Origin of the sequence: Arthrobacter liuii (assembly GCF_014639275.1) — a bacterium.
GTDB lineage: Bacteria > Actinomycetota > Actinomycetes > Actinomycetales > Micrococcaceae > Arthrobacter > Arthrobacter liuii.
Genome location: NZ_BMFW01000001.1, coordinates 74,293 through 97,692 on the forward strand (window position 1 = coordinate 74,293; position 23,400 = coordinate 97,692).

The following is a 23,400-nucleotide window of genomic DNA, read 5'->3' on the forward strand; positions in this document are numbered from 1 at the left end:
TCAGCTCCCGGGCCCTGTTGCCGTCTTACTTGTGAACGTCCTACTTGTTGCCGTCTTCGTCGGGTTCGTCGCCGCTGCCGAGGTCGAGGTCCTCTTCGTCGAAGTCGTCTTCGTCGATGTCCACATCGGCGGACGCATCGGACTTGTACGGGTCCGCGTCACCGGCGTGTTTGGCCTGGGCTGCAAGCGCAGCAACCTCGGCGTCACGCTTCTTCGCCTCCCGCAGCAGCTCCTCCAGGTTGGACGCGTTGACCGGAATCTGGTCAGCCACGAACTCAAGGGTGGGGGTCAGGCGGACGGTGATGTTCCGGCCAACCTCCTGCCGGAGCACCCCTTTGGCCTTCTCCAGCCCCTTGGCAGCATCAGCCTGGACGGCCTGGTCGCCGAAGACGGTGTAGTAAACAGTGGCGTGCTGCAGATCATTGGTCACGCGGGCATCGGTAACAGTAATGCCCTCCAGCCGGGGATCCTTGACCTTCCGGCCCAGAGCCTCAGCAACAACAACCTTAATCCGCTGCGCCAATTTGGCAGCACGTGCCGGATCAGCCATGAACAACTCCTATAAGAAGAAAAAATTAGGGACGAACGACGGCGGCGAAAGAGGCCGCGTCGCACGTTTCAGTTATCTGCCACGCACCTCGGGCCGGGATGCCACGCACTATGGCGAGTGTACGACGGACCTGCGTTGGGTTTTTCCGGCGGCCTGGGAGTGGCATCGGGCCTGTCGGAGCCGGGCGGCTTCGATCGAAAGATCGAAAGACGTCCGGCGAAGGGGCGGGGCCGCCGGAAAAATCCAACGGCCCCGCACCTGGCACTTCTGACTGCCCGAAGGCTGGCCAGCTAGACGCGCGGCTTCTCGCGCATCTCGAAGGTCTCGATGATGTCGCCTTCGGTGATGTCGTTGTACGAGCCAAGACCGATACCACATTCGAAGTCCGTGCGGACTTCAGTGGCGTCGTCCTTGAAGCGCTTGAGCGACTCAACGGTGAGGTTGTCACCGATGATCTTGCCGTCGCGGGTGACGCGTGCCTTGGCGTTGCGTCGAATGATGCCCGAGCGGACGATCGAGCCGGCGATGTTTCCGAACTTGGAGGAGCGGAAGACTTCGCGGACCTCGGCGGTGCCGAGCTGGACTTCTTCGTATTCCGGCTTGAGCATGCCCTTGAGCGCTGCCTCGATGTCATCGATTGCTGCGTAGATGACGGAGTAGAAGCGCATGTCCACGCCTTCGCGGTCTGCCAGTTCGGCAACCCGCTCGGCGGGCTTGACGTTGAAGCCGATGATGACGGCGGAGTCGACCGTTGCCAGGTTGACGTCGTTCTGGGTGATGGCACCCACACCGCGGTGGATGACGCGCAGCTGCACGCCTTCGCCGACGTCGATCTTGAGCAGCGCGTCTTCGAGGGCTTCCACGGCACCGGACACGTCACCCTTGAGGATGAGGTTGAGGGTGTCGATCTTGCCTTCGGCGACGGCCTGGTCGAAGTCTTCCAGGCTGATGCGCTTGCGGCGCTTGGCCAGGGCGGCGTTGCGGTCGGCGGCTTCGCGCTTCTCGGCGATCTGGCGGGCGGTGCGCTCGTCAGCGGTCACGAAGAAGGTGTCACCGGCGCGCGGGACGTTGGACAGGCCCAGCACCTGGACGGGGCGGGACGGGCCGGCCTCGGTCAGGGCGCTGCCGTCGTCGTCGAACATCGCACGGACGCGGCCGTGGGCCGTGCCTGCCACGATGGTGTCGCCGACGCGGAGCGTGCCGGACTGCACCAGGACGGTGGCAACAGCACCGCGGCCCTTGTCCAGGTTGGCTTCGATCGCGATGCCTCGGGCGTCCTTGTTCGGGTTGGCGCGCATGTCCAAAGCGGCGTCCGCGGTGAGCAGGACGGCCTCGAGCAGCTCGTCGATGTTGAGGTTCTGGCGGGCAGAGACCTCGACGAACATGGTGTCGCCGCCGTATTCCTCGGGAACCAGGCCGTATTCGGTCAGCTGGCCGCGGACCTTCTCCGGGTTGGCGCCTTCCTTGTCGATCTTGTTCACTGCCACGACGATCGGCACGTTGGCCGCCTGGGCGTGGTTGAGTGCTTCAACGGTCTGCGGCATTACGCCGTCGTCCGCTGCGACCACCAGGATGGCGATGTCGGTGACCTTGGCACCACGGGCACGCATGGCGGTGAACGCCTCGTGGCCCGGGGTATCGATGAAGGTGATCTTGCGATCGGTGCCTTCGTGGTTGTGCGTGACCTGGTAGGCACCGATGTGCTGGGTGATGCCGCCGTGTTCGCCGGCCATGACGTCGGACTTGCGGATGGCATCGAGCAGGCGGGTCTTACCGTGGTCGACGTGGCCCATGACGGTGACGACCGGAGGACGTGCCTCAAGTTCCTCGTCGCCTTCGGCTTCGAGTTCGGCGTCAAAGTCGATGTCGAAGCTGGAGAGCAGCTCGCGCTCCTCGTCCTCCGGGGAAACGACCTGGAGCTTGTAGCCCAGTTCCTCGCCGAGCAGGGCGAAGGTGTCCTCGTCCAGCGACTGGGTTGCCGTGGCCATTTCACCAAGGTGGAACAGCACGGTCACCAGGGCGGCGGGGTTTGCCTCGATCTTGTCGGCGAAGTCCGTGATGGACGAGCCGCGGCGAAGCCGGATGACGGTGTTGCCGTCGCCGCGGGGCACGCTCACGCCACCCAGCGACGGGGCACTCATCTGCTCGAGTTCCTGGCGCTTGGCGCGCTTGGACTTGCGCTGCTTGCCACGGCCTGCGCCGCCCTTGCCGAAGGCACCCTGGGTGCCGCCGCGGCCGCGGCCGCCCTTGCCGAAGCCACCGCCTGCGGGAGCACCGCTGCCGGCACCGGGTCCGCCGGTGCCCGGAGCGCCGCCGGGACGCCCGGGACCACGGCCGCCGCCGGGACGGCCGCCTGCACCTGCCGGTGCGGGACGTTCGGTGCGGTTGGGCATCATGCCGGGAGTAGGACGGGGACCGCCGGGACGCGGCGCACCGGGACGGGGCCCGCCTGCACCAGCCGCGGGGCGGGGACCACCGGCACCGGCTGCGGGACGCGGCCCACCGGGGCGCGGTCCGCCTGCACCAGCTGCGGGACGGGGACCACCGGGCCGGTCACCGTCGTTGCGGCTGCCGCCCGGGCGGGGCATGCCCTGCGATGTGGCGAACGGGTTGTTGCCCGGACGGGGGGCGCGCTCACCGTCTCCGCCACGGCCGCGGGGCATGCCCTGCGATGTGGCAAAGGGGTTGTTTCCGGGACGGGGGCCGCCGGGACGGGGGCCCGACGCACCGGGCGTGGATCCACCTGGACGTGCCGAGGGAGCCGGGGTTTCGGCCTTGGGCGCCGGACGTGCACCGGGCTTGGCGCCAGCGGACGGAGCCGCAGGGGCGGCAGGCGTGGAAGCGGCGGGCGCTGACGGTGTTGCTGCCTGCACGGGTGCGGCGGGAGCAGCCGGAGCCGGGGCCTGTGACTTGGGGGCCGGAGCCTTGGGCGCAGCGGGGCCGGGGGCCGGGGCTGAAGGACGTGATTCTGCTGCGGGCGCTGGCGCTTTGGCGGCGGCGGCGGAAGCCGCAGCCGGTGCCGCTGATTTGGCAGCGGCGTCGGGGAAGGCATTGCGCAGTTTCCGCACAACGGGGGCCTCAATGGTTGACGAGGCGGAGCGAACGAATTCGCCCAGTTCCTGCAGTTTTGTCACTGCATCTTTGGAAGTTATACCGAGCTCTTTGGCGAGCTCATGTACGCGGACCTTGGCCACATTTCTCCTGTCTCGGTCCGCACCGAGCCAGGCACGAACCGTCTACTTCTTACTGCGGACCCCAGCCGCTTTTGGTGCGAAGGGGCCCATTGCAGAGCGCAACAAAGTTGTCATCGTTACGCACTCATCGCTGGGAACTCATCGGGTTTCCATCAGATTTCTGACCCGCTTTCAGGTTGGACGGTTGGTGTTGCAGCCACCGGGGCGGCGTCAACGTTCGGGCCTGACGTGATCCGGTGTTCGACGGCGGCGGTCCCGATTGCGCCCGGAAGGGCACGCCCGAATGCTCGCCGCTTGACCGCCAGAGCCAGGCACGATGCGCTGGGGTGCAGCCATGCACCCCGGCCAGCCATCCGGCGTCGTTCATCCACCAGGACAGCGGGTGAACCGCTGCCGTCGGCGACGAGCCGGAGCAACTGCGACCGCGGGCCCTTCTTCCGGCATCCGATGCAGGTACGTTGGGGCTGATGCCCGGTGGAAAGCACTTCTGCCACGGTCATCGTCCTGACGTTCTTTCTGCTGGCCACAGGTTTTACCGCATCCGCAGTCACGGAAACGAGCACGCCCAAGGCACACGGCTACCGGCCGTTAGGCGCGGTCTTACCTATTCTAGCCCCTCCGGGGCATTCTGCCCGAAACCGGGTGGCTGCCGCGGCGCGCCAGCCACCCGGCCCAGGGCCTCACTTGTCGCGGTTGCCTGTGGCGTCGGAGACGATGTCGATACGCCAGCCGGTCAGCTTGGCCGCAAGGCGGGCGTTCTGGCCCTCCTTGCCGATGGCCAGGGACAGCTGGTAGTCGGGGACCACAACCCGGGCGGAGCGGGTGGCTTCGTCCGTGATGGTGACCGAATTCACGCGTGACGGCGACAGGGCGCTGGCAATGAAGGTGGCCGGGTTTTCGCTGAAGTCGACGATGTCGATCTTTTCGTCGTTCAACTCGGTCATGACCGCGCGGACGCGGGAGCCCATCTCGCCGATGCAGGCGCCCTTGGCGTTGATCCCCGGAGTGTTCGCCTTGACGGCGATCTTGGTGCGGTGGCCGGCTTCGCGGGCCAACGCAACGATTTCCACGGAGTGGTCGGCAATCTCGGGCACTTCGAGTTCGAAGAGCTTCCGGACCAGGCCGGGGTGTGACCGGGACAGCGTGACGGACGGCCCTTTGGTGCCGCGGTGCACATCGATGACCAGGGCGCGCAGCCGGTTGCCGTGGATGTACTTCTCGCCGGGGACCTGCTCGGGTGGCGGCAGGAGGGCCTCGAGCGAGCCGAGGTTGACCTGGACCATGTGCGGGTTGTTGCCCTGCTGGATGGTGCCGGACACCAGTTCGCCTTCGCGGCCCTTGAATTCGCCCAGGACGTTGTCGTCCTCGACATCGCGGAGCCGCTGCAGGATGATCTGGCGCGCGGTGCTGGCGGCGATCCGGCCGAACCCCTCGGGGGTGTGCTCGAACTCACCGATGGGAGCGCCGTCGTCGTCAATTTCGACAGCCCAAATAGTGACGTGGCCGCTCTTGCGGTCCAGTTCGGCGCGCGCTTTTTCAAAGGCGCCGGGAGACTTGTGGTACGCCACCAAGAGCGCCTGCTCGATGGTGGGGATCAGGAGGTCCAGCGGAATTTCACGCTCACGCTCCAAAAGTCTCAGTGCGCTCATGTCAATATCCATCAGGCCTCCTCAGAAGGTCCATTGTGTTCAGGTTCCAGACCGTCCTCCGGGAGGTGGCTGAATTCGATCTCGACTTTTCCGTTACGGATCCTGTCGAAAGGAAGCTTTACGGGTTCGCCCTGCCGGGGCTTCATGCCCTTCTTGACCGCGACCTCGGGGACAAGCGTCACTCCGCCGTCATCCACGGCCTGGATGCGGCCGGTGACGTTCTCGCCCTGGATGACGTTGACCTTGGCCATCCGGCCGCGGGCCCGGTACCAGTGCCGGGGTTCCGTCAGGGGACGTCCGACGCCGGGCGAGGACACTTCGAGGTCATAGGGACGCCCGTCGTCATTGGGATCGTTGTCCAGCACATCCGAGAGCACCCTTGAGATGTCCGCAATGACGTCCAGGCCCACCCCGCCGGTCTCCTCCTGCGGCAGGTCCACCACAACGTGGACCACCCGGTGGGAGCCGGGGATGATGGCGACGTCCTCAAGGTAGAGGCGGTTGGCCTGGACGGCGGGCTCCAGGAGGCCCCGGAGCCGGGCAGCTTCGGGGTTGTGCGCCGGCTCGGATGCGCTTCCCGTACCGGTATGGTCTGGTGAAGCCGTGGCTTCTGCATTGCTCACGATGCCGGCCGCCCTCCTATAGATGATGTGGTGTTTACTAGCGTAGCTATTTTACCGGCCCAGTGGTGCACCCGGGTGCCCCCTCAGCGTGACACCATGGTCTGTTGTGAAAGACCCCCGCCAGGACACCCACCCCCGCATGCGCCCGTTCCGTTTTGCCGTCTTTGCCCTTGCTGCCCTGGTTGTCCTGAGCCTCGGTTTCGTCCTGATTCCCGCGGAAAAACCTGCACCTGCCGAACCTCCGTTCCCGGAGCGGGCCAGGGCGGCGGCGCTCAGCGAGGCCCTGGATCTGCGGGCTGCCGCCATGGAGCTGGCTTCCGCGGGCCCGGCGGATCCTACCGTGTTGGACGAGGTTGTGACCTTGCTGACCATCCAGGCCAGGGCGCTGCTCTCCCCCGCGCCCGAGTCCGCGCCGGCCTCCCCGCAATCCTCCCCGCCGGCATCTTCCATCGCCGGCCCCCACAACGCCGCGGAGCTCGTCCAGGCCCTGGCCGACAGTGGGACCGCACGCGTCAAGGACGCGGAAACAGCCGACGGCGGCATGGCGCGGCTTCTCGCGGGGACCGGCACGGCACAGCTCCTCGCGGCCGGGCGTCTTGCGGCCGCCGCGGGATTGCCGGTACCGCAGGGAACGGCAGGATGGGACGAAGAAGGCAACGGGGCAGCTGCAACCGCTTCTGCATGCCCTTCAGCTTCAGCCCCGGCCACCGCCCAGGAGGCCACGGGGCCCGGCACTCCTGCAGGCACCCGCCAGGCACTGGCCGGTGCATTGACCGCGGAACAGCAGGCGGCCTACGGCTACCAGGCAGCGCTCCCCCGCCTCGCTCCCGCCCTGGCCGGCCCGGCGTCGGAATTCCTGGGCCGCCACAAGGAACTGGCCGTTGCCGCGGAGAAACGCCTCCGGCTCGCCTGCGGAGGGTCCGTACCGCAACAGCCGGGGTACGTCCTCGATCCGGGTTTCCTGGCAGCACCGGCGGCAGGTTTGGGCAAGCTGGAAACGGCAACAGTGGCTGCCTATGGCGACGTCGTAGCAGTATCACAGGGCCAGGACCGGAGGTGGGCGCTGTCAGCCCTTCAATCAGCGGCCGCCCGGGCCCTGCGGTGGGGTGCAGACCCCGGCCCTGTTCCCGGCCTCACCCTCGACGCCGGGAAGCTGCCTGCCCTTCCTGCCGGCGCAGGTCTTCCTGCCGGTGATGGCCCTACGCCTTCGCCCGCCGCTTCCTAGCCTCCTTCGTTGCCAGGGGACCTGCCCGGACCTGTCCCCCGCATGCAAAGAAAGCCCCCCAACAGGGTGGCAACTGGCAGGCAGGGGCGGTTTGCTGAAGGGATGAACGCGGACGAACCGGCCGAGGGTCCGGAAACCAGTGCGGGCCGTCCAGGGCTGAACAACCACCTTGAAACAGAACCGCACGGCAACGACATTGCGCACCGGTTGAACTGGCTGCGCGCTGGCGTCCTGGGTGCCAATGACGGCATCGTCTCCGTCGCCGCCATTGTGGTGGGCGTTGCCGGGGCCACTGCCGAATCGGGCCCCATCCTCACTGCGGGTGTAGCCGGGGTGGTGGGCGGCGCGGTGTCGATGGCCTTGGGCGAATATGTGTCCGTCAGCAGCCAAAGCGACAGCCAGCGGGCCCTGATCGAAAAGGAACGCCGGGAACTGGCGGAGGAACCGGACGCGGAACTTGAAGAGCTGACTGCCCTCTACGAAGCCAAGGGCCTCACCCCGGAAACAGCCGCCCAGGTTGCCCAGGAGTTAACGGCCCACGATGTCCTGGCCGCGCACCTCTCCGCAGAGCTCAACATCGATGAGGAGGACATCGTCAGCCCCTGGCACGCTGCTTTCGCCTCCGCCATCGCCTTCACCATCGGGGCCATCCTGCCGATGCTTGCCATCCTCCTTCCGCCACCGGAGATCCGCGTCCCGCTGACCTTCGTTTCAGTCCTGGTGGCCTTGGCACTGACGGGCGCCCTTGGCGCATGGATCGGCGGCGGCTCGAGGACGCGGGCAGCTGTCCGGGTGGTGATTGGCGGCGCCCTGGCACTCGCGGCAACGTTCGTCATCGGCAACCTGCTCGGCGCCTCCGGTGTTGTCTGACCCGGTGTTGTCTGACCCCGTGTTGCCTGATCCCTTGTTGCCTCACCCCGTGCTGCTGCGGGAAGTCCCTATCCCCCCAGACCTCTCGGCCCGCTACACCCGCAACAGCGCGGGACGGGCCTGGCTCGGGAGGCTTCCGGAACTCCTGGCGGACCGCCTGCAGCAGTGGCGGCTAAAGGTTGACCTGGCGCCCGGCAGCCTCCCGTGGAGCGGTCACGGCGGCCTCGTGGTCCCGGTGCGGCAGGAAGATGGCTCGCCGGCCGCCCTCAAAATCGCTTTCCCCCACGATGAGGCCCAAGTGGAGCGGCATGCGCTGGCGCTCTGGGGCGGCAGCGGCGCTGTTGCACTGCTGGCCTCCCATGCCGAATCATGCGCCATGCTCCTGGAACGCCTCGACGCCGGCCGGTCGCTGGCGGACCTGCCGATGGACGCTGCGGTGCAGGCCTGGGGCGGGGTGGTCCGGCAGCTGGGGCTGACCCCCAACCACCGCCCCGAGTGGCGGGAGTTCGGCCATATCGCTGCCCGGGCGGAACAGTGGAGCGACGACCTGCCCGATGACTGGGAACACTTGGGACGGCCGTTTCCCAGGTGGCTGCTGGAAGCGGCCCTGGAGGTGTGCCAGACGCGCGGCGCCGTGGGACGCCGGTCCGCCCACGACGTACTGGTGCACACTGACCTGCATTACCTGAACGTCCTGGCGCGGCCGGAGGCTTCAGCCGGAGGTGGAACACCGACGCCGGCAGGGTACGCAGCGATCGACCCCCAGCCAATGGTCGGCGAGCCGGAGTTCGCCGTTGCCCCGCTGCTGTGGAACCGCCTCGGGGACCTGCCCGCGGCCCAGTCCGGGCCCGCGCTCCTTGCGCGCTGCCACGATTTCAGCACTGCGGCCGGGCTGGACCCGGATGTGTCCCTGCAATGGGGCATCGCCAGGGAAGTTGAAAATGCGCTGTGGTACGCCGGGCAGGGCCACCGGGGTGATCTGGCCCGATCGCTCTGGGTCGCCAGCACCCTCGCCGGGAACACACTGGACAGCCTGCCGCATCCCCATTCGCTGCCGGAACCTGGACAGGGCCCAACGGCTGGCTAAACGTTGGCAACCCGCGGACCGTCAGGAGTTCCGTACTGCCGCCATGGCTGACCGGACCGCAAGTACCGCGGCGAGCTCGGAAGCGTGCCGACTCGGTCCCACCGGGCGGCGCGGGAGGCTTGACAGCCAGGCCTGCGAATGCCCCACTGCGGCCGCCAGTGCCGCGGCATACTCGTCGTCGCCGTGTGCCATACCTGCATGCCAGGCCGGGCAGCCGCACCCCACGAGGGCTGGTTTCCGGGATGGATCAGGCGAAGTTTTCCTGCCAGACGTCGTAGCCGAGTTTGACGATCAGGGCCGCAACAACCACCAGAAAGACCACCCGGACGAATTTGCTTCCCTGTTGCACGGCAGTGCGGGCGCCAAGGTAGCCGCCGGCCATGTTCGCTGCCCCGAGCACCAGTCCGAGGCCCCACAGGATGGACCCGTGCGGCAGGAAGAACAGCAGGGCGCCCGCGTTGGTGGCCATATTCACGATCTTGGCCTTGGCGCTCGCTTCCAGGAAGGCATAGCCCATGGCGGACACCAGGGCGATGACCAGGAAGGATCCTGTCCCCGGCCCGATGAGCCCGTCGTAGAAGCCGATCACCGCACCGATGGCGCAGGCCACGACGTAGTGCTTGTGGCCTTCGTGGCGCAGCGCCGTCAGCTCACCGATGCTGGGCTTCAGGGCAGTGAAAAGCGCGACGGCGACCAGCGCCACCACGATGATGGGCTTGAAGACCCCGGCCGGCAGGGTGGCGGCCAGGCTTGCCCCGCCGAAACTGCCGGCCAGGGCTATGACCGCCATGGGGACGGCAGTCCGGAGGTCCGGCCCGACCCGCCGGTAGTAGGTGGCGGCACTCGTGGCGGTTCCGAAGATGGAGCCCATCTTGTTGGTGGCAAGCGCCTGGACGGGCGCGATGCCGGGAACCAGCAGCAGCGCGGGAAGCTGGATGAGGCCACCGCCGCCCACCACCGCGTCAACCCAGCCGGCTGCGAATCCAGCCACCACGATCAGGATGACGGTGGTGAGCTGGATCGACTCGAAGCCCGAGGTCACCGGTTGCGGACGGCGTTGACCACGTAGTCGACGGCTTTGTCCACTGCAACGTTCTCTGCGTCCCCGGTGCGGCGGTCCTTGATCTCCACCACGCCGTCCACCAATCCGCGGCCCACTGCCAGGATGGTGGGGACGCCGACGAGCTCCGCGTCGCCGAACTTCACGCCCGGCGAGACCTTGGGTCGGTCGTCATAGATGACGGACAGGCCTGCTTCTTCGAGTTCTGCCGAGAGCTTCTCCGCGGTCTGGAAGATTTCCTCACCGCGGCCCACGGCCACCACATGCACGTCGGCCGGGGCCACTGTGCGGGGCCAGACGAGTCCGCGGTCATCGTGGTTGGCTTCGGCCAGCGCGGCAACGGCGCGAGTGACGCCGACGCCATAGGAGCCCATGGTGACCACCACCTGCTTGCCGTTCTGGTCCAGCACCTTCAGGTCCAGGGCTTCGGCGTACTTGCGGCCGAGCTGGAAGATGTGGCCCATCTCAATGCCGCGGGCGGTCTCCAGGGGGCCGGAGCCGTCCGGCGAGGGATCGCCCGCGCGGACTTCGGTGCACTCGATGACGCCGTCCCAGCCGAAGTCGCGGCCGGCGACCAGGCCGAAGACGTGCGTGCCGGCCTCGTTGGCGCCGGTGATCCAGGCAGTGCCGCTGACCACGCGCGGGTCCACCAGGTAGAGCAGCTTGGTGGCGCTTTCGGAACCCAGGAGCGGCTGGTCCAGGGAAAGCCCGGGGCCCAGGTAGCCCTTGACGATCAGCGGCTGCTTCTTGAGGTCCTCCTCGCCGGCCTGCTCGAGTCCGATCTCGCCCGCGATCGGCAGGAAAGCGCCTATGTTCGCTTCCACGCGCTTGAGGTCCACTCCGCGGTCCCCGGGAAGGCCGATGACCACCAGCTGCCGCTCGCCGGTGGGCAACGTCACCGCGAGCACCACGTTCTTGAGCGTGTCCGCCGCAGCCCAGGCGCCGCCGTCGGCCTCTGCCCGCGGGGCAATCTGGTTTGCCGCGGCAACCAGCGTGTCGATGGTGGGGGTGTCCGGGGTGTCCAGGACCTCCGCGGCCGGGGCGCCGCTGAAGTCGATCTCGTCGGGAACCACCGTGGTGACGGCCTCGACGTTGGCCGCATAGCCGCCGGCAGAGCGGACAAACGTGTCCTCGCCGATCTCGGTGGGGAACAGGAATTCCTCGCTCCTGGAACCGCCCATGGCACCGGCGGTGGCCGCCACGGGAACAACCTCAAGCCCCAGGCGTTCAAAAATCTTCAGGTAGGCGGCACGGTGGGCTGCGTAGCTGGCGTCCAGGCCGGCGTCGTCAACGTCGAAGGAGTAGGAATCCTTCATGATGAACTCGCGGCCGCGGAGGAGCCCCGCCCGGGGGCGCGCTTCGTCACGGTACTTGTTCTGGATTTGGTACAGGCTTAGCGGAAGGTCCTTGTACGACGAGTACAGGTCCTTGACCAGGAGCGTGAACATCTCCTCATGCGTGGGGGCCAGCAGGTAGTCGGCGCCCTTGCGGTCCTGGAGCCTGAAGAGGCCTTCTCCGTATTCTGTCCAGCGGTTGGTCGCTTCGTACGGCTCGCGGGGCAGGAGGGCCGGGAAGTGGACTTCCTGGGCGCCGATGGCAGTCATTTCCTCGCGGATGATTTCCTCGACCTTGCGCAGGACGCTCAAACCCAGCGGCAGCCAGGTGTAGATGCCGGGAGCGGCGCGGCGGATGTAGCCGGCGCGGACCAGGAGTTTGTGGCTGGCAACCTCGGCGTCGACGGGGTCTTCGCGCAGCGTACGCAGGAAAAGCTGGGACAGTCGTAGGACCACGGGTGGTATCCGTTTCTGGGGAAGTGCTGGGTCAGCAGGGCCGGACAATTCGTCTGGGTACTAATCTACCGGCACGCGCCCGGCGCCACGGACTGGGAGGGTGCCGGCAGCCGGAACCGGAATGTCCCGGACACAGTAGGGCCACGCCCGGGAATACAAAGCCCCTGGCCCCCCAATAGGGCTGGTCATCGTATCCGGGCGTGGCCCGACGCCGTTATCGCCTGAGTACTGATGAGGACTGGTGAGACCGCCCACCCCACTTCCAGCGCAGCTAGATAGAATTTATGTGATCGCGCACACGTTTGACAAGAGTTTTTACTTAGCCGGCCGTGTTGACGACGAATATGACCAGGCCTAGCTTTAATTCATCAGCTGATGAATTAAGCGGGTGTCCGGCCGGGCCGGACCAGGCGCAGCAACGGAGGCACACTTGTCCCACTCGTCAGCAGCACCTTCCCGGCCGGCGCACCACGGGGCAGCGGCGGTTGTGGCTACCGCCCTCACCGTCCGGCTGGGGCGGCTGCCCGTTCTTCACGGGCTCGACTTCGCCATTCCTGCCGGACGTATCACCGGGCTGCTCGGACCTTCCGGAAGCGGCAAAACCACCCTGATGCGGACCATCGTCGGGACACAACGCATTGCGGGCGGGACGGTTGAGGTCCTGGGGCTTGCTGCCGGCAGCGCCGCCCTGCGGCGGGAGGTGGGCTATGTCACCCAGTCCCCCAGCGTCTACCCAGACCTGACGGTCGAAGCGAACGTCCGGTACTTCGGAGCGATGCACAAGAAGGGCAAGGCCGACGTGGCGGAGGCCATCGCCGCCGTCGGACTTGAACCGCTGGCCCGCCGCAGGGCCGCCGGCCTGTCCGGCGGCCAGGTCAATCGGGTGTCCCTGGCATGCGCCCTGGTTGCGCATCCCCGGCTACTGGTGCTGGACGAACCGACCGTGGGCCTGGACCCGGTCCTGCGGGCGGACCTCTGGGACCGGTTCCGCGCCATGGCAGAGGCCGGAACAACGCTGTTGGTTTCCAGCCACGTCATGGAGGAGGCCAGCCGTTGCGAAACGCTCCTGCTGTTACGGGAAGGCCGGCTACTGGCCCAACTCACGCCCGCCGAGCTCGGCAGGCGGGGGCACAGCAGCAACCTGGAGCAGGCGTTCCTGGCCGTCATCAGGGAACAGGAAGACGGCGACGGCGGGACCCCGCCGGATCGGACCATCGGCGGGATCCGCCCGGCGGGGCTGGAACAACGCAGGAGCGTGCGGTGATGGATATCCGGATGATGCTCGCCACTGCACGGCGGGTGCTGAGCCAACTGCGGCACGACCACCGCAGCATCGCCCTGATCCTGGTGGTGCCCGCGCTGCTGCTCACGGCCGTTTACTTCCTCTATGAGAACGAAACGCTCCGGCCCGGCGTTCCGCGCACTTTCGACCGCGTCGGGTTGATGATGCTGGCAATCTTTCCGTTTGTGGTGATGTTCCTGGTCACCTCGATCACCATGCTTCGGGAGCGCACGACCGGGACGCTGGAACGGCTGCTTACGACACCCGTGCACAAGGCAGACCTGCTCTTTGGATACGGGTTGGCATTTTCCCTCATGGCCGCCCTGCAATCGTTGGTGGCCACGGCCGTCGCATATTGGATTTTTGGCCTCGATATCGCCGGGGCGCCGGGCTACGTGGTACTGATCGCAGTGATCAACGCTGTCCTTGGCGTCGCGCTGGGCCTGTTTTGCTCGGCCTTCGCCAGGACCGAATTCCAGGCAGTCCAATTCATGCCTGTAGTGGTGGTCCCCCAAATCCTTCTGTGTGGGCTGTTCGTGGCCCGGGAACGGATGAACGACGTGCTGGAAGCAATCTCCAACGTGCTGCCCCTGACCTATTCGGTGGACGCCCTCCAAGAAGTAGCGGCCCACGCCGAGGCAACCGACCGGTTGTGGCAGGACGCTGCAACCATGGCGGCCATCGCGCTTGGGGTGCTGGTCCTCGCGGCACTCACGCTGCGCCGGCGCACATCGTGAGCGTGCCAACTCCCGGCGCCCCGGCGGCCCACCGCACCGGCCGGTCCACGGCCGTCAGGGGGCGCCGCGGCGGCCAAGCCGGGTCACGCGAACATATCCTCGACACCGCCCGGAAGCTCTTCGCCGAGCATGGCTTTGAGGGGACCAGCATGCGTCAAGTGGCCCGCGCGGCAGGAGTGGACCCAGCGATGGTCCACCACTTCTTCAAGGGCAAGGATGAACTCTTCGCCCACAGCGTGGAACTGCCCGCCGACCCGGAGCAGGTGCTGGCCGGCGTCGCCGACGCCGACCCGGACCGGCGGGCGGAACTGATCGTCCGCACCGTGCTCCGACTGTGGGAGAGCCCTGCCCAGGCCGCCCTGCTGGCCTTCCTCCGCGGATCCATCGGGTCCAAGGCCAAGACGGCGCTCCTGCGGGAAATGGTGGAACGCAGGGTGATCAGCAGGATCATGGCTTCAGTTCCCGGGCCACCGGAGGAAGTGGCGCTGCGTGGAAACCTGGTGGCAACCCAAGTGGTGGGCCTGATGATGGTCCGCTACGTTGTCCGGCTGGAGCCGCTCGCGTCTGCGGCCCCCGACGAGGTTGTGCAGTTGGTCGCGCACACCGTGCAGCGCTACCTCACCGGTCCCCTAACCTGATGGTTCCCGTTGACGCACATGATCAGCGTTGGCCTACTTGATCAGGGCGGCAGCCGCGTCCAGGAGCGCTCCCGCACGTCGTACGGCGTCGGCTTCGCTTTCGCCGCCAAGAGCGACCGCCGTCATCAGTACGCCGTGCTGAACCGCCTGGGCCTTGATGGTGGATTGCTTCTTGCCGTCGGAGGACGTGGTATCCGTCCGGTACGCAACCGTGCCCGGGACGCTGCCTGCCCCTTCAAGAGGGCGCAAAGTAACCGTGTAGTCGACACCGGAGGCGGTCATGGTCATGGTGGCGCACGTCTCCACATGCTGCTGCTCGCTTGCGATCCTGGCGAGGACAGATTCATCCAGCCCGGCTGCCAGGGTCACCATCGACATTGAACCGGCAGCAGAGTCGATGCTTTGCCCTGCTGCCATAGCGGCGCCATCGAACGCGGTTATGTTGCTGGCGCCCGCCAGCTCCTGGCACTCTGCCGGCGCTACCTTCAGCGAAGTAATTGCCGCCTTGGCTGTTTCCATGGACCGGGCCAGGTCAGCGCTCCCCAGGACCGACAGCCGCCGGTCCGCGGAGTCCCGCAGCTTTCCCACGATGGCAGCCAGCTGGTCAGCAGTGTAGGTTTTGGCCTCCGACGTGGGAGTGGGTGTTGGGGTAGGAGTTGCGGCGCTGGTTTCGGCAGCGGCGGAAGGTTGATTGTCCTGGGGTGCCGCGGGGCTTGCACAGGCTGTCAACGCCGCGGCAAGAAGCGCAGAAGCACCGAAAGTTCCCATCACAAAAGTCTTCACTGGTCCCCCAATATCCAGCCCGCTGCCGGCGGCCGCCGGCTAGAAGAGAACTGTAGCGAAGGTGCCTACCTGGCGGAAGCCTACCCGTTCGTACGTGGACCTGGCCCTGGTGTTGAAGCCATTGACGTAGAGGCTGGTCACCGGTGCGATCTGTTGGGCCTTTTCCACCACTGCGGACATGTAGCTGGCGCTCAACCCCTGGCCGCGGAAAAGGGGATTCATCCAGACGCCCTGGATTTGGGTGACGTCCTCCGTGACTGCCCCCAGCTCGGCCTTGAACACCACCTCACCCGCCTCGTTGAGATGGACCATGGAGTGTCCCTGCCTGATAAGGCCCTCTACCCTGCGGCTGTAGAACTCCCTGCCGCCCAGGTAGGGCGAATAACCCACCTCTTCCTCGAACATCGCAGCGCAGGCGGGGAGGATGCGGTCAAAGTCGGCGATGTTGCCAAGGCCCAGACCAGGGTTCGGCTGCACAACCGGCGGTCCTTCGATGACCATCAGTGGCTGGTCCGCCCGTACCTCGTGAGCACGGTGCCCCAGCTCGGCAAGCTCGGTATTGAGTGCCAGCACCGCGTCCGCTGGACCAAACGCGGACGCATACCGGCGCCCGGAGCTGCTTGCGGCTTCCGCCACCAGCGGGGCCAGGGCGGGATCGAGCTGGACCGGAACCAGATTGGCTCCGGCCCAGCACGCGCCTGCCAGGACGCCGTCGTCGAAAATTCCAATCACTCCGGCACCGCCGCTGGTGGGCCCCGCCGTCCCGGTGGCACGGAGGTGGGCCAGGATGAACACGTTGGTCACCGGGTCCTGCTGGGCCAGCAGCTTCAGCGCAGGGGTGTCCTGGCCGTCGAGCATACGGACAGAAAGCCCGGCGGGGTCGGCCGGGTCCCTACGAGACGCTAACCACGGGGCTACCCTTGACAGCATCTTCGCCATCGGCCTCCCCCATCTCTTCCGCGATACGCATGGCCTCTTCGATCAGTGTCTCAACAATTGCGCTCTCCGGAACAGTCTTGATGACCTCTCCCCTAACGAAGATCTGGCCCTTGCCGTTGCCAGAGGCAACGCCAAGATCAGCCTCGCGCGCCTCACCGGGACCATTCACGACACAGCCCATGACCGCTACGCGCAGCGGGATCTCCATCCCTTCGAGCCCGGCGGTGACCTGTTCTGCCAGAGTGTACACGTCCACCTGGGCACGGCCGCAGGAAGGGCAGGACACGATTTCCAGCTTGCGGGGCCGCAGGTTCAGCGACTGGAGGATCTGGTTGCCCACCTTGATCTCCTCCACCGGCGGTGCGGAGAGGGACACGCGGATGGTGTCACCGATGCCCCGCGAGAGGAGCGCGCCGAAGGCCGTGGCGGACTTGATGGTTCCCTGGAAGGCAGGTCCGGCCTCAGTGACGCCCAGGTGCAGGGGCCAGTCGCCCTTTTCGGCAAGCATTTCGTAGGCAGCCACCATGACCACGGGGTCGTTGTGCTTCACGGAAATCTTGAAGTCGTGGAAGCCGTGCTCCTCGAAGAGCGATGCTTCCCAGACGGCGGACTCGACCAGCGCTTCGGGGGTGGCCTTGCCGTACTTCTTGAGGATGCCGGGTTCCAGCGAGCCGGCGTTGATGCCGATGCGGATGGAGGTGCCGTGGTCCTTTGCGGCGGCGGCGATCTGCTTGACCTGGTCGTCGAACTTGCGGATGTTGCCGGGGTTCACCCGCACGGCCGCGCAGCCGGCTTCAATCGCTGCGAAGACGTACTTGGGCTGGAAATGGATGTCCGCGATGACCGGGATCTGGGATTTCCGGGCGATGATGGGCAGCGCCTCGGCGTCGTCCGCAGACGGACAGGCGACGCGGACGATGTCACAGCCGGACGCGGTGAGTTCGGCGATTTGCTGGAGCGTGGCGTTGATGTCCGTGGTGGGCGTGGTGGTCATGGACTGCACGCTGATGGGGAAGTCAGATCCGACGCCTACCGAGCCGACTTTGATCTGGCGCGTCTTGCGGCGGGGGGCAAGGACGGGCGGTGGTGCTGACGGCATTCCCAGGCTGACCGAGGTCACGTGGACTCCTTGAGTTGAAAGGGTAAAGAGGTGGCTAGGCGGCGATCCCGGCCAGCATGCCGGTTACCGGAGACCATTCCGTGATGCGGGTGCCGGCGATCACGCTGGCTGCGGCGTAGGGATCCTGCTTGAGGATCGAGTTGAGGGCGGCTTCGTCCGATGCCTTGAAGATCAGCAGGGCACCGGCGCCGTCGCCGTACGGGCCGCTGGCTACGAGGACGCCGTCCTGCGCCAGGCCGCCCGTCCATTCCCGGTGTGCGGTCCGAACCTCATTGCGTGTGTCGGTGGAGTCGGCGGCATAAACGTACTCAACGGCAAAAACTGTCATACCGCTACCCTATCGCCATGGCGGCCTTGGTACCGTACCCATCCCCCATGCCGGGAGGAGCCCCGTGGAGGAATTGAACCCAGCGCAGGAGAAGGAACTCAGTGCAGGAAGAGGACCTTGACGGCGGCAGCGGTTCCGGCGGCCCAGAGCATGGAGGTCAGGGTCCCGATGATGAAGCGCTCAGCGGCCACCGGCGTCTCCTTCAGTTCGGCGAACCTGCCGAGGCCCTTGATGGCGACGATATAGGCGATGGCCACGGGCTGGCCGGCAAGGATGGCAAGGCACACTCCCAGCCGCTCCAGCACACCGATGATGGCTCCCCCGCGCAGGATGCGCTGGCTGGGCAACACCGGTCCCGGCGTCGGCCCGTCCGACGCCGGCTGGCCGGGCGCGGCCGTCAGCTCGCCGTCCGTGACGTCAGCCGAGGGGTCCTGTTCCGCCCGGCGGGCTTCCTCCGCCGCATTGGCAGCATCCGCCTTGTCGTCGATGGTCCGGGCGAGCTTGAACACCAGCGCGGTGACCGGCCAGCCGGCGAAGCCCGCCACCACCAAGGCCACCGCCACCCACAGTGCAGTCACTTGTCTCCTTCATTCCGGTCGTCCGGGTCCTTCGGAGCCTGGGCATTTTTCGGGGCCTGGACTATCTGGGAGTCGGCAAAACCAAGCAGCATGGAAGCGGCCGGCCTGGCTGCCCATTCTTCCTGCCACCCGGAGCGAAGCACGGTACGGCTCACCGACTGTTCCGAGATTCCAAGCTCACGCGCCACCTGCTTCTGGCTTCCATGCCGGCCGGGACCCTGGCCAGCCACACCCAGTCGGCGCAGGGCATCCACCACCCGCCACTGGGCCTGCGTCCGTTCCCGGACAAGCCGGCCGAGCAGCCGGAGTACCGCCTCCGCGTTGGCACAGGCCTGCTCCCCCTCCCCGGCTGGAACGTCGTTGCTGGTTTCCCCTGCCATGATGCCCGGCACCACTGACAGCGGCACTTGGGACCCGGCGCCCTTGGCAAGCTCGACGGCTTTGCGGGCGGCAACAAACGCGGTCCCGGTTCCTTCCCTGGGGCTGGCACCGGGCGCCAGGGAGACGGCTCCGACGCCGATCCCGACGTACCAGCGTCCGTCACGCAGCGCGTGCAGGGCTATCTCCACCACGGCGCCGGCGTCCCGCACCACCCCTTGGACTTCATCCCCCACAGAGCGCTCGAAGACCGGCTGCTCCATTCCAGGCAGTTCGAGGCGGGCCACCTGTGCCAGCAGCGCCGGAACGCGGTCCTGATCGCTGGTGCTGCCGCGCTGGTCGATGGTCATAACGAACATACCTCAACCATAGGCGGTTGAGTCTGATCTATCAATCAGATTTGGCTGATTTCTCGAAGTCGCCCGATAGTGGGTGACTATCCGAAGAGGTTGACCGGTTTGACGATGTCCGCATAGATGAGCAGCGCGCTCATACCCATCAGCAGTGCTGCCACCACGTACGTGACGGGAAGCAGTTTGGCGATATCGAAGGCCCCTGGATCCGGCCGTCCGCGCAGCTTCGCCACCCTGCGCCGCGCACCCTCATACAGGGCCCCGGCAACATGCCCGCCGTCAAGCGGCAGGAGCGGTATCAGGTTGAACACCGCAAGCGCGAAGTTCAGGCCGGCCAGCAGGCCAACGAGGGTCGCCACCCGGGACTGCAGGGGTACGGCCTCCATCGCGGCCACCTCGCCTGCAACCCTCCCTACGCCCACCACGCTGATGGGGCCGTTGGGGTCGCGCGGCTCTTCGCTGAACGCGGCCTTGGCCACTCCCACCACGCGGGCCGGGAGGTTGAAGACAACGCCGGCCACCTGGCGGATGTTTTCGCCTGCCATGGGCAGGACGGACGACGCCGGCTGGGGCACCAACGCCGTCTGCGCGCCGATACCGAGGAACCCGACGTCCTGGTACTGGAGGTTGCCTGCAGCGTCGGTGGCCTGCCGGCCATCGGTTCCCATCACAGGCCGGGCGGACAGAATGGGGGTCACAGTGGTGGAGACCGGAGTCCCGTCCCGCTGCACCGTGACTGCAACTTCCTTGCCGGCGGAGGCGCGGATCCACTCGGTCAACTGGTCCCAGCTGGTGACGGCCTTGCCGTCGAAGGAGGTGACGGTGTCGTTGGGCTTCAGCCCGGCCGCGGCGGCGGGCGTCAGCTGGCAGTCGGCGGAATCGGGATCGACCGTCTGTCCTGCCGCTACCTGGCACTTCGAAACGTCGGAAATAGTGGTGGTGGCCGTGGCAACACCGAAACCCATGAGCAGCACGGCGGTGAGCAGCACGCCAAGGATCATGTTCATGGCCGGGCCGCCCAGCATCACAATCACCTTTTTCCAGACCGGCAGCCGGTAAAAGACCCGATTTTCGTCGCCGGGCCCCACTTCCTCGTGGGCCATGGAGCGGGCCTCGGTTGCGAGCGTCTGGAACATCCCGGTGCTGGAGGGCCGGACCGAGCCGTCCTCCTTGTTGGGAGGGTACATGCCAATCATCGAGACATAGCCGCCCAGCGGTACGGCCTTCACGCCGTATTCCGTCTCGCCTTTCCGGCGCGACCAGAGCGTTGGCCCGAACCCGATCATGTACTTGGTGACGCGGACCTTGAAGAGTTTGGCGGGCACCAGGTGCCCCACTTCATGGAGCGCAATGGACACGGCGATGCCAAGGGCGACAAAGACGACGCCGAGGATGAAAAGTAGGACAGGGGTCATGGAGGTGCTGCTGCTTCCTAGAGACTGCTGACTGCTAAACGTTCGTGGGCGCGGGCCCGTGCCCAGCTTTCAGCATCCAGCACTGATTCCACAGTGAGCCCGGAGGAACCTGGGTGTTCGCTGAGCACGCTGTCCACAGTATCGACTATGTCGGTGAACCGGATCCGGCCGGCATGGAACGCGGTAACCGCCTCCTCGTTGGCCGCGTTGAAGACAGCAGGGAAGGTGCTCCCCTGCCTGGCGGCGTCCTTGGCCAGTCCGACGGCGGGAAAGGCTTCCGCGTCCAGCGGCTCGAAGGTCCAGGTGGCGGCCTGCGTCCAATCGCAGGGGCTGGCGGCCCTGGGCACCCGGGCGGGCCAGCCGAGCCCCAGTGCGATGGGCAGGCGCATGTCCGGCGGGGAAGCCTGGGCGATGGTGGAGCCGTCCACGAACTGGACCATGGAGTGGACCACGGACTGGGGGTGCACCACCACGTCGATCCGGTCCAGCGGAATATCGAACAACAGGTGCGCCTCGATGACTTCCAGGCCCTTGTTCACCAGCGTGGCGGAGTTGGTGGTGACCATCACGCCCATGTCCCAGGTGGGGTGGGCCAGGGCCTCCTGCGGGGTGACGCCGTGCAGTTCCTCCCGGCTCCTGCCGCGGAACGGACCGCCGGAGGCGGTCAGGATGAGTTTGTCCACTTCCCCGCCGGTACCGGAGCGCAGGCATTGGGCAATCGCGGAGTGTTCCGAGTCCACCGGCACGATCTGGCCTTCCCTGGCCGCGGCCTTGACCAAGCTGCCGCCCACGATCAGCGACTCCTTGTTGGCAAGGGCCAGGGTGGCACCGGATTTGAGGGCCGCCAGCGTGGGTGCCAGGCCGATGGATCCGGTGATGCCGTTGAGCACCACGTCCGCTTCAACCGAGGCGATCCGGGCGGAGGCGTCCGGGCCTGCCACGATTTCCGGCCGGTACCCTGGACGGCCCGCTGCTGCGGCGGCTTCCCGGATCAGCGATTCCAGCCGCCCCGGGTCTCCGCCGGCGATACCCACGGCTGCCGCCCCGGTGTGGACAGCCTGCCTGGCCAGGAGTTCCAGGTTGCCGCCCCCGGCACTGAGTGCCACCACCTCGAACAGGTGCGGGGCGCCGTCGACGACGTCAATCGCCTGGGTGCCGATGGAACCGGTGGATCCGAGGAGGACGATTCTGCGTGGCTGCATTGGTTAAGTATCCCGCACCCGCCGTGGCCCGATCCGCCCGTCTCCTATGCCCTGTCCTGTTGCGGCCCCGGACCGGCTGCTGCGCCTTGACCCCCGGATAGCCGGGCGTAACGTGGGGTGCGTGGACTGGCTGTCGTGGTTCGATGCGCCGGAGTACGGGTTCGCCCGGCAGGTGCTGCAACGCGGTGTCGCGGCACTGTACTTCGTTGCGTTCCTGTCCACGCTGAACCAGTTCCCCGCCCTGCTCGGCGAGCGCGGCCTGCTGCCGGTGCCGGAGTTCCTTGGCGCGTTCACCCGTTTGCGCCGGCCTACGCTGTTCCGCTGGCGGTACACGGACAGGTTGCTGCGCGGTGTGTGCGCCGCCGGCCTGGTGGTGTCGGCGCTGCTGGTGGCAGGGATCCCGCAGGCGGGTCCGCCCTGGGTTCCGCTGATTGCGTTCCTGGTCCTGTGGTTGCTGTACATGTCCATCGTGAACGTGGGCCAGACGTTCTACGGGTTCGGCTGGGAAATGCTGCTCCTCGAGGCGGGCTTTACCGTTGGCTTCCTGGGCTCAAACCAGACGGAGCCGCCCCGGACCATCCTGATCCTGATCGTGTGGCTGGTGTTCCGGCTGGAATTCGGGGCGGGGATGATCAAGATCCGCGGGGGCAGGGAGTGGCGCGACCTGACGGCGCTGTATTACCACCATGAGACCCAGCCCATGCCCGGTCCGCTGAGCCGGCAGGCGCACCTCCTGCCCAAGCCGCTGCACCGCGTCGAGGTGGTGGGCAACCACATCGCCCAGCTGGTGGTGCCGTTCCTGCTGTTCGCCCCGCAGCCGGTGGCGGGCGTGGCGGCAGGTGTCGTCGTGGCCACCCAGCTGTGGCTGGTGGCCAGCGGAAATTTCGCCTGGCTCAACTGGATGGCGATAGTCCTGGCCTTCGCGGCGGTCAGCGATCCCGTGGCTCACGCCGTCATACCGGCCATCCCGGCAGACTCGAATGCAGCCGCGGGAGCCCGGCAGGAAACCCCGGCCTGGTGGCTGGCCATCACACTGGCGGCGTCCCTCCTGCTGCTGGTGCTGAGCTACTGGCCGCTGCGGAACCTCTTCTCCCGCCGACAGCTGATGAACGCGAGCTTCAACCGGTGGCAACTGGTCAACGCCTACGGGGCGTTCGGGACGGTGACCAAGCAGCGCATCGAGATCGTGGTGGAGGGCACGCTGGACGAGGACCCCGATGACAGTTCGGACTGGCGCGAGTACGGCTTCAAGGGCAAGCCCGGCGACGTGCGCCGGATTCCCCGTCAGTGGGCCCCGTACCACCTGCGGCTGGACTGGCTGATGTGGTTCCTGCCGCTGCGGAGCGTGCACGAGGGATGGTTCTATGCCTTCCTGGCCAAGCTGCTGGCGGCGGACCGGCAGATGCTGCGGCTTCTCCGGCATGACCCGTTCGACGGCGCCGGGCCGCGCTGGGTGCGCGTGCGCAGTTTCCATTACCGCTTCGCCACCCGGAAGGAGTTCCGGCACACAGGGAACCGCTGGGTGCGGACGCTACTGTCCGAGCCCATCCCGCCCACGTCCGTGCGGCGGTCGCCGGGACGGCAACGGTAACTCCGCGT

Annotated in this window: 23 protein-coding genes; 7 read left to right on the plus strand and 16 right to left on the minus strand. The window is 67.0% G+C overall.

The genetic code is table 11. The features are described from left to right. Positions 1-40 precede the first annotated feature (40 nt). The 5 genes from rbfA to rimP all read right to left on the minus strand — a co-directional run bounded on the left by rbfA (position 41) and on the right by rimP (position 6,016). Positions 41-550 carry a 30S ribosome-binding factor RbfA gene (rbfA, locus tag IEW19_RS00375; protein ID WP_188569718.1) on the minus strand — a complete coding sequence of 170 codons (510 nt, stop codon included), beginning with the start codon at positions 548-550 and terminating at the stop codon, positions 41-43. A gap of 290 nt (positions 551-840) precedes the next feature. Then, positions 841-3,744: a translation initiation factor IF-2 gene (gene infB / locus IEW19_RS00380; protein WP_188569719.1), complete on the minus strand. Its 2,904-nt coding sequence runs from the start codon at positions 3,742-3,744 to the stop codon at positions 841-843. A gap of 152 nt (positions 3,745-3,896) precedes the next feature. After that, positions 3,897-4,244, minus strand: coding sequence for a YlxR family protein (locus IEW19_RS00385; protein ID WP_188569720.1), 348 nt, complete (start codon positions 4,242-4,244; stop codon positions 3,897-3,899). Between the two features lie 180 nt (positions 4,245-4,424). Beyond that, the gene (nusA, locus tag IEW19_RS00390; RefSeq protein ID WP_188569721.1) at positions 4,425-5,405 is read right to left on the minus strand and encodes a transcription termination factor NusA; all 981 of its coding nucleotides are present in this window, start codon (positions 5,403-5,405) and stop codon (positions 4,425-4,427) included. Continuing rightward, entirely contained in the window at positions 5,405-6,016 is a 612-nt protein-coding gene (rimP, locus tag IEW19_RS00395; protein WP_188569722.1) for a ribosome maturation factor RimP, read from the minus strand. Before rimP ends, nusA begins: the two co-directional genes overlap by 1 nt. A 106-nt stretch (positions 6,017-6,122) precedes the next feature. Here rimP and IEW19_RS00400 point away from each other — a divergent pair, with 106 nt between their 5' ends. The 3 genes from IEW19_RS00400 (at position 6,123) to IEW19_RS00410 (ending at position 9,198) form a co-directional block, all read left to right on the plus strand. Then, on the plus strand, positions 6,123-7,241 hold the full coding sequence (locus IEW19_RS00400; protein WP_229748223.1) for a DUF4439 domain-containing protein: 1,119 nt from the start codon (positions 6,123-6,125) through the stop codon (positions 7,239-7,241). Positions 7,242-7,343: 102 nt separating this feature from the next. After that, on the plus strand, positions 7,344-8,111 hold the full coding sequence (locus IEW19_RS00405) for a VIT1/CCC1 transporter family protein (RefSeq protein ID WP_188569723.1): 768 nt from the start codon (positions 7,344-7,346) through the stop codon (positions 8,109-8,111). A gap of 34 nt (positions 8,112-8,145) precedes the next feature. Further along, complete coding sequence (locus IEW19_RS00410) at positions 8,146-9,198, plus strand: aminoglycoside phosphotransferase family protein (RefSeq protein WP_229748224.1); 1,053 nt, start codon at positions 8,146-8,148, stop codon at positions 9,196-9,198. Between the two features lie 21 nt (positions 9,199-9,219). Here the strand turns inward: IEW19_RS00410 and IEW19_RS00415 are convergent, their stop codons facing one another. The 3 genes from IEW19_RS00415 to IEW19_RS00425 are packed head-to-tail and all read right to left on the minus strand — an operon-like array spanning position 9,220 to position 12,048. Then, a complete protein-coding gene (locus IEW19_RS00415; protein ID WP_229748225.1) occupies positions 9,220-9,390 on the minus strand; it encodes a hypothetical protein in 171 nt (56 codons plus the stop codon). A 55-nt stretch (positions 9,391-9,445) separates the two neighbouring features. Further along, positions 9,446-10,240 (minus strand): sulfite exporter TauE/SafE family protein, encoded by a 795-nt coding sequence (locus tag IEW19_RS00420; RefSeq protein WP_188569725.1) that lies wholly within the window; start codon positions 10,238-10,240, stop codon positions 9,446-9,448. Beyond that, entirely contained in the window at positions 10,237-12,048 is a 1,812-nt protein-coding gene (locus IEW19_RS00425; protein WP_188569726.1) for a proline--tRNA ligase, read from the minus strand. The genes IEW19_RS00420 and IEW19_RS00425 overlap by 4 nt, the downstream gene beginning before the upstream one ends. 430 nt (positions 12,049-12,478) lie before the next feature. Here IEW19_RS00425 and IEW19_RS00430 point away from each other — a divergent pair, with 430 nt between their 5' ends. Genes IEW19_RS00430 through IEW19_RS00440 form a run of 3 tightly spaced genes read left to right on the plus strand, consistent with a single transcriptional unit; the run spans position 12,479 to position 14,705 of the window. Beyond that, complete coding sequence (locus IEW19_RS00430; protein ID WP_188569727.1) at positions 12,479-13,312, plus strand: ABC transporter ATP-binding protein; 834 nt, start codon at positions 12,479-12,481, stop codon at positions 13,310-13,312. Then, a complete protein-coding gene (locus IEW19_RS00435) occupies positions 13,312-14,067 on the plus strand; it encodes an ABC transporter permease (protein WP_188569997.1) in 756 nt (251 codons plus the stop codon). Before IEW19_RS00430 ends, IEW19_RS00435 begins: the two co-directional genes overlap by 1 nt. Further along, positions 14,064-14,705 carry a TetR/AcrR family transcriptional regulator gene (locus IEW19_RS00440; RefSeq protein ID WP_229748226.1) on the plus strand — a complete coding sequence of 214 codons (642 nt, stop codon included), beginning with the start codon at positions 14,064-14,066 and terminating at the stop codon, positions 14,703-14,705. The genes IEW19_RS00435 and IEW19_RS00440 overlap by 4 nt, the downstream gene beginning before the upstream one ends. A 33-nt stretch (positions 14,706-14,738) precedes the next feature. Here IEW19_RS00440 and IEW19_RS00445 read toward each other — a convergent pair whose 3' ends face one another. The 8 genes from IEW19_RS00445 to dxr all read right to left on the minus strand — a co-directional run bounded on the left by IEW19_RS00445 (position 14,739) and on the right by dxr (position 21,801). Next, positions 14,739-15,473 (minus strand): hypothetical protein, encoded by a 735-nt coding sequence (locus IEW19_RS00445; protein ID WP_229748227.1) that lies wholly within the window; start codon positions 15,471-15,473, stop codon positions 14,739-14,741. 54 nt (positions 15,474-15,527) lie between these two features. Beyond that, positions 15,528-16,418, minus strand: a complete 891-nt coding sequence (locus tag IEW19_RS00450; protein WP_188570000.1) for a GNAT family N-acetyltransferase — start codon at positions 16,416-16,418, stop codon at positions 15,528-15,530. Next, complete coding sequence (gene ispG, locus IEW19_RS00455) at positions 16,381-17,547, minus strand: flavodoxin-dependent (E)-4-hydroxy-3-methylbut-2-enyl-diphosphate synthase (RefSeq protein ID WP_188569728.1); 1,167 nt, start codon at positions 17,545-17,547, stop codon at positions 16,381-16,383. Before ispG ends, IEW19_RS00450 begins: the two co-directional genes overlap by 38 nt. A 34-nt stretch (positions 17,548-17,581) precedes the next feature. After that, complete coding sequence (locus IEW19_RS00460) at positions 17,582-17,875, minus strand: YciI family protein (protein WP_188569729.1); 294 nt, start codon at positions 17,873-17,875, stop codon at positions 17,582-17,584. Positions 17,876-17,973: 98 nt separating this feature from the next. Then, on the minus strand, positions 17,974-18,453 hold the full coding sequence (locus tag IEW19_RS00465) for a hypothetical protein (RefSeq protein ID WP_188569730.1): 480 nt from the start codon (positions 18,451-18,453) through the stop codon (positions 17,974-17,976). Further along, a complete protein-coding gene (locus IEW19_RS00470; RefSeq protein ID WP_188569731.1) occupies positions 18,450-19,190 on the minus strand; it encodes a MarR family transcriptional regulator in 741 nt (246 codons plus the stop codon). The genes IEW19_RS00465 and IEW19_RS00470 overlap by 4 nt, the downstream gene beginning before the upstream one ends. A gap of 77 nt (positions 19,191-19,267) precedes the next feature. Then, entirely contained in the window at positions 19,268-20,599 is a 1,332-nt protein-coding gene (locus tag IEW19_RS00475; RefSeq protein WP_188569732.1) for a M50 family metallopeptidase, read from the minus strand. 17 nt (positions 20,600-20,616) lie between these two features. Next, on the minus strand, positions 20,617-21,801 hold the full coding sequence (gene dxr / locus IEW19_RS00480) for a 1-deoxy-D-xylulose-5-phosphate reductoisomerase (RefSeq protein WP_188569733.1): 1,185 nt from the start codon (positions 21,799-21,801) through the stop codon (positions 20,617-20,619). A 121-nt stretch (positions 21,802-21,922) separates the two neighbouring features. Between dxr and IEW19_RS00485 the strand changes: the two genes are divergently transcribed. After that, positions 21,923-23,392 carry a lipase maturation factor family protein gene (locus tag IEW19_RS00485; protein ID WP_188569734.1) on the plus strand — a complete coding sequence of 490 codons (1,470 nt, stop codon included), beginning with the start codon at positions 21,923-21,925 and terminating at the stop codon, positions 23,390-23,392. The last annotated feature ends 8 nt before the right edge of the window (positions 23,393-23,400 follow it).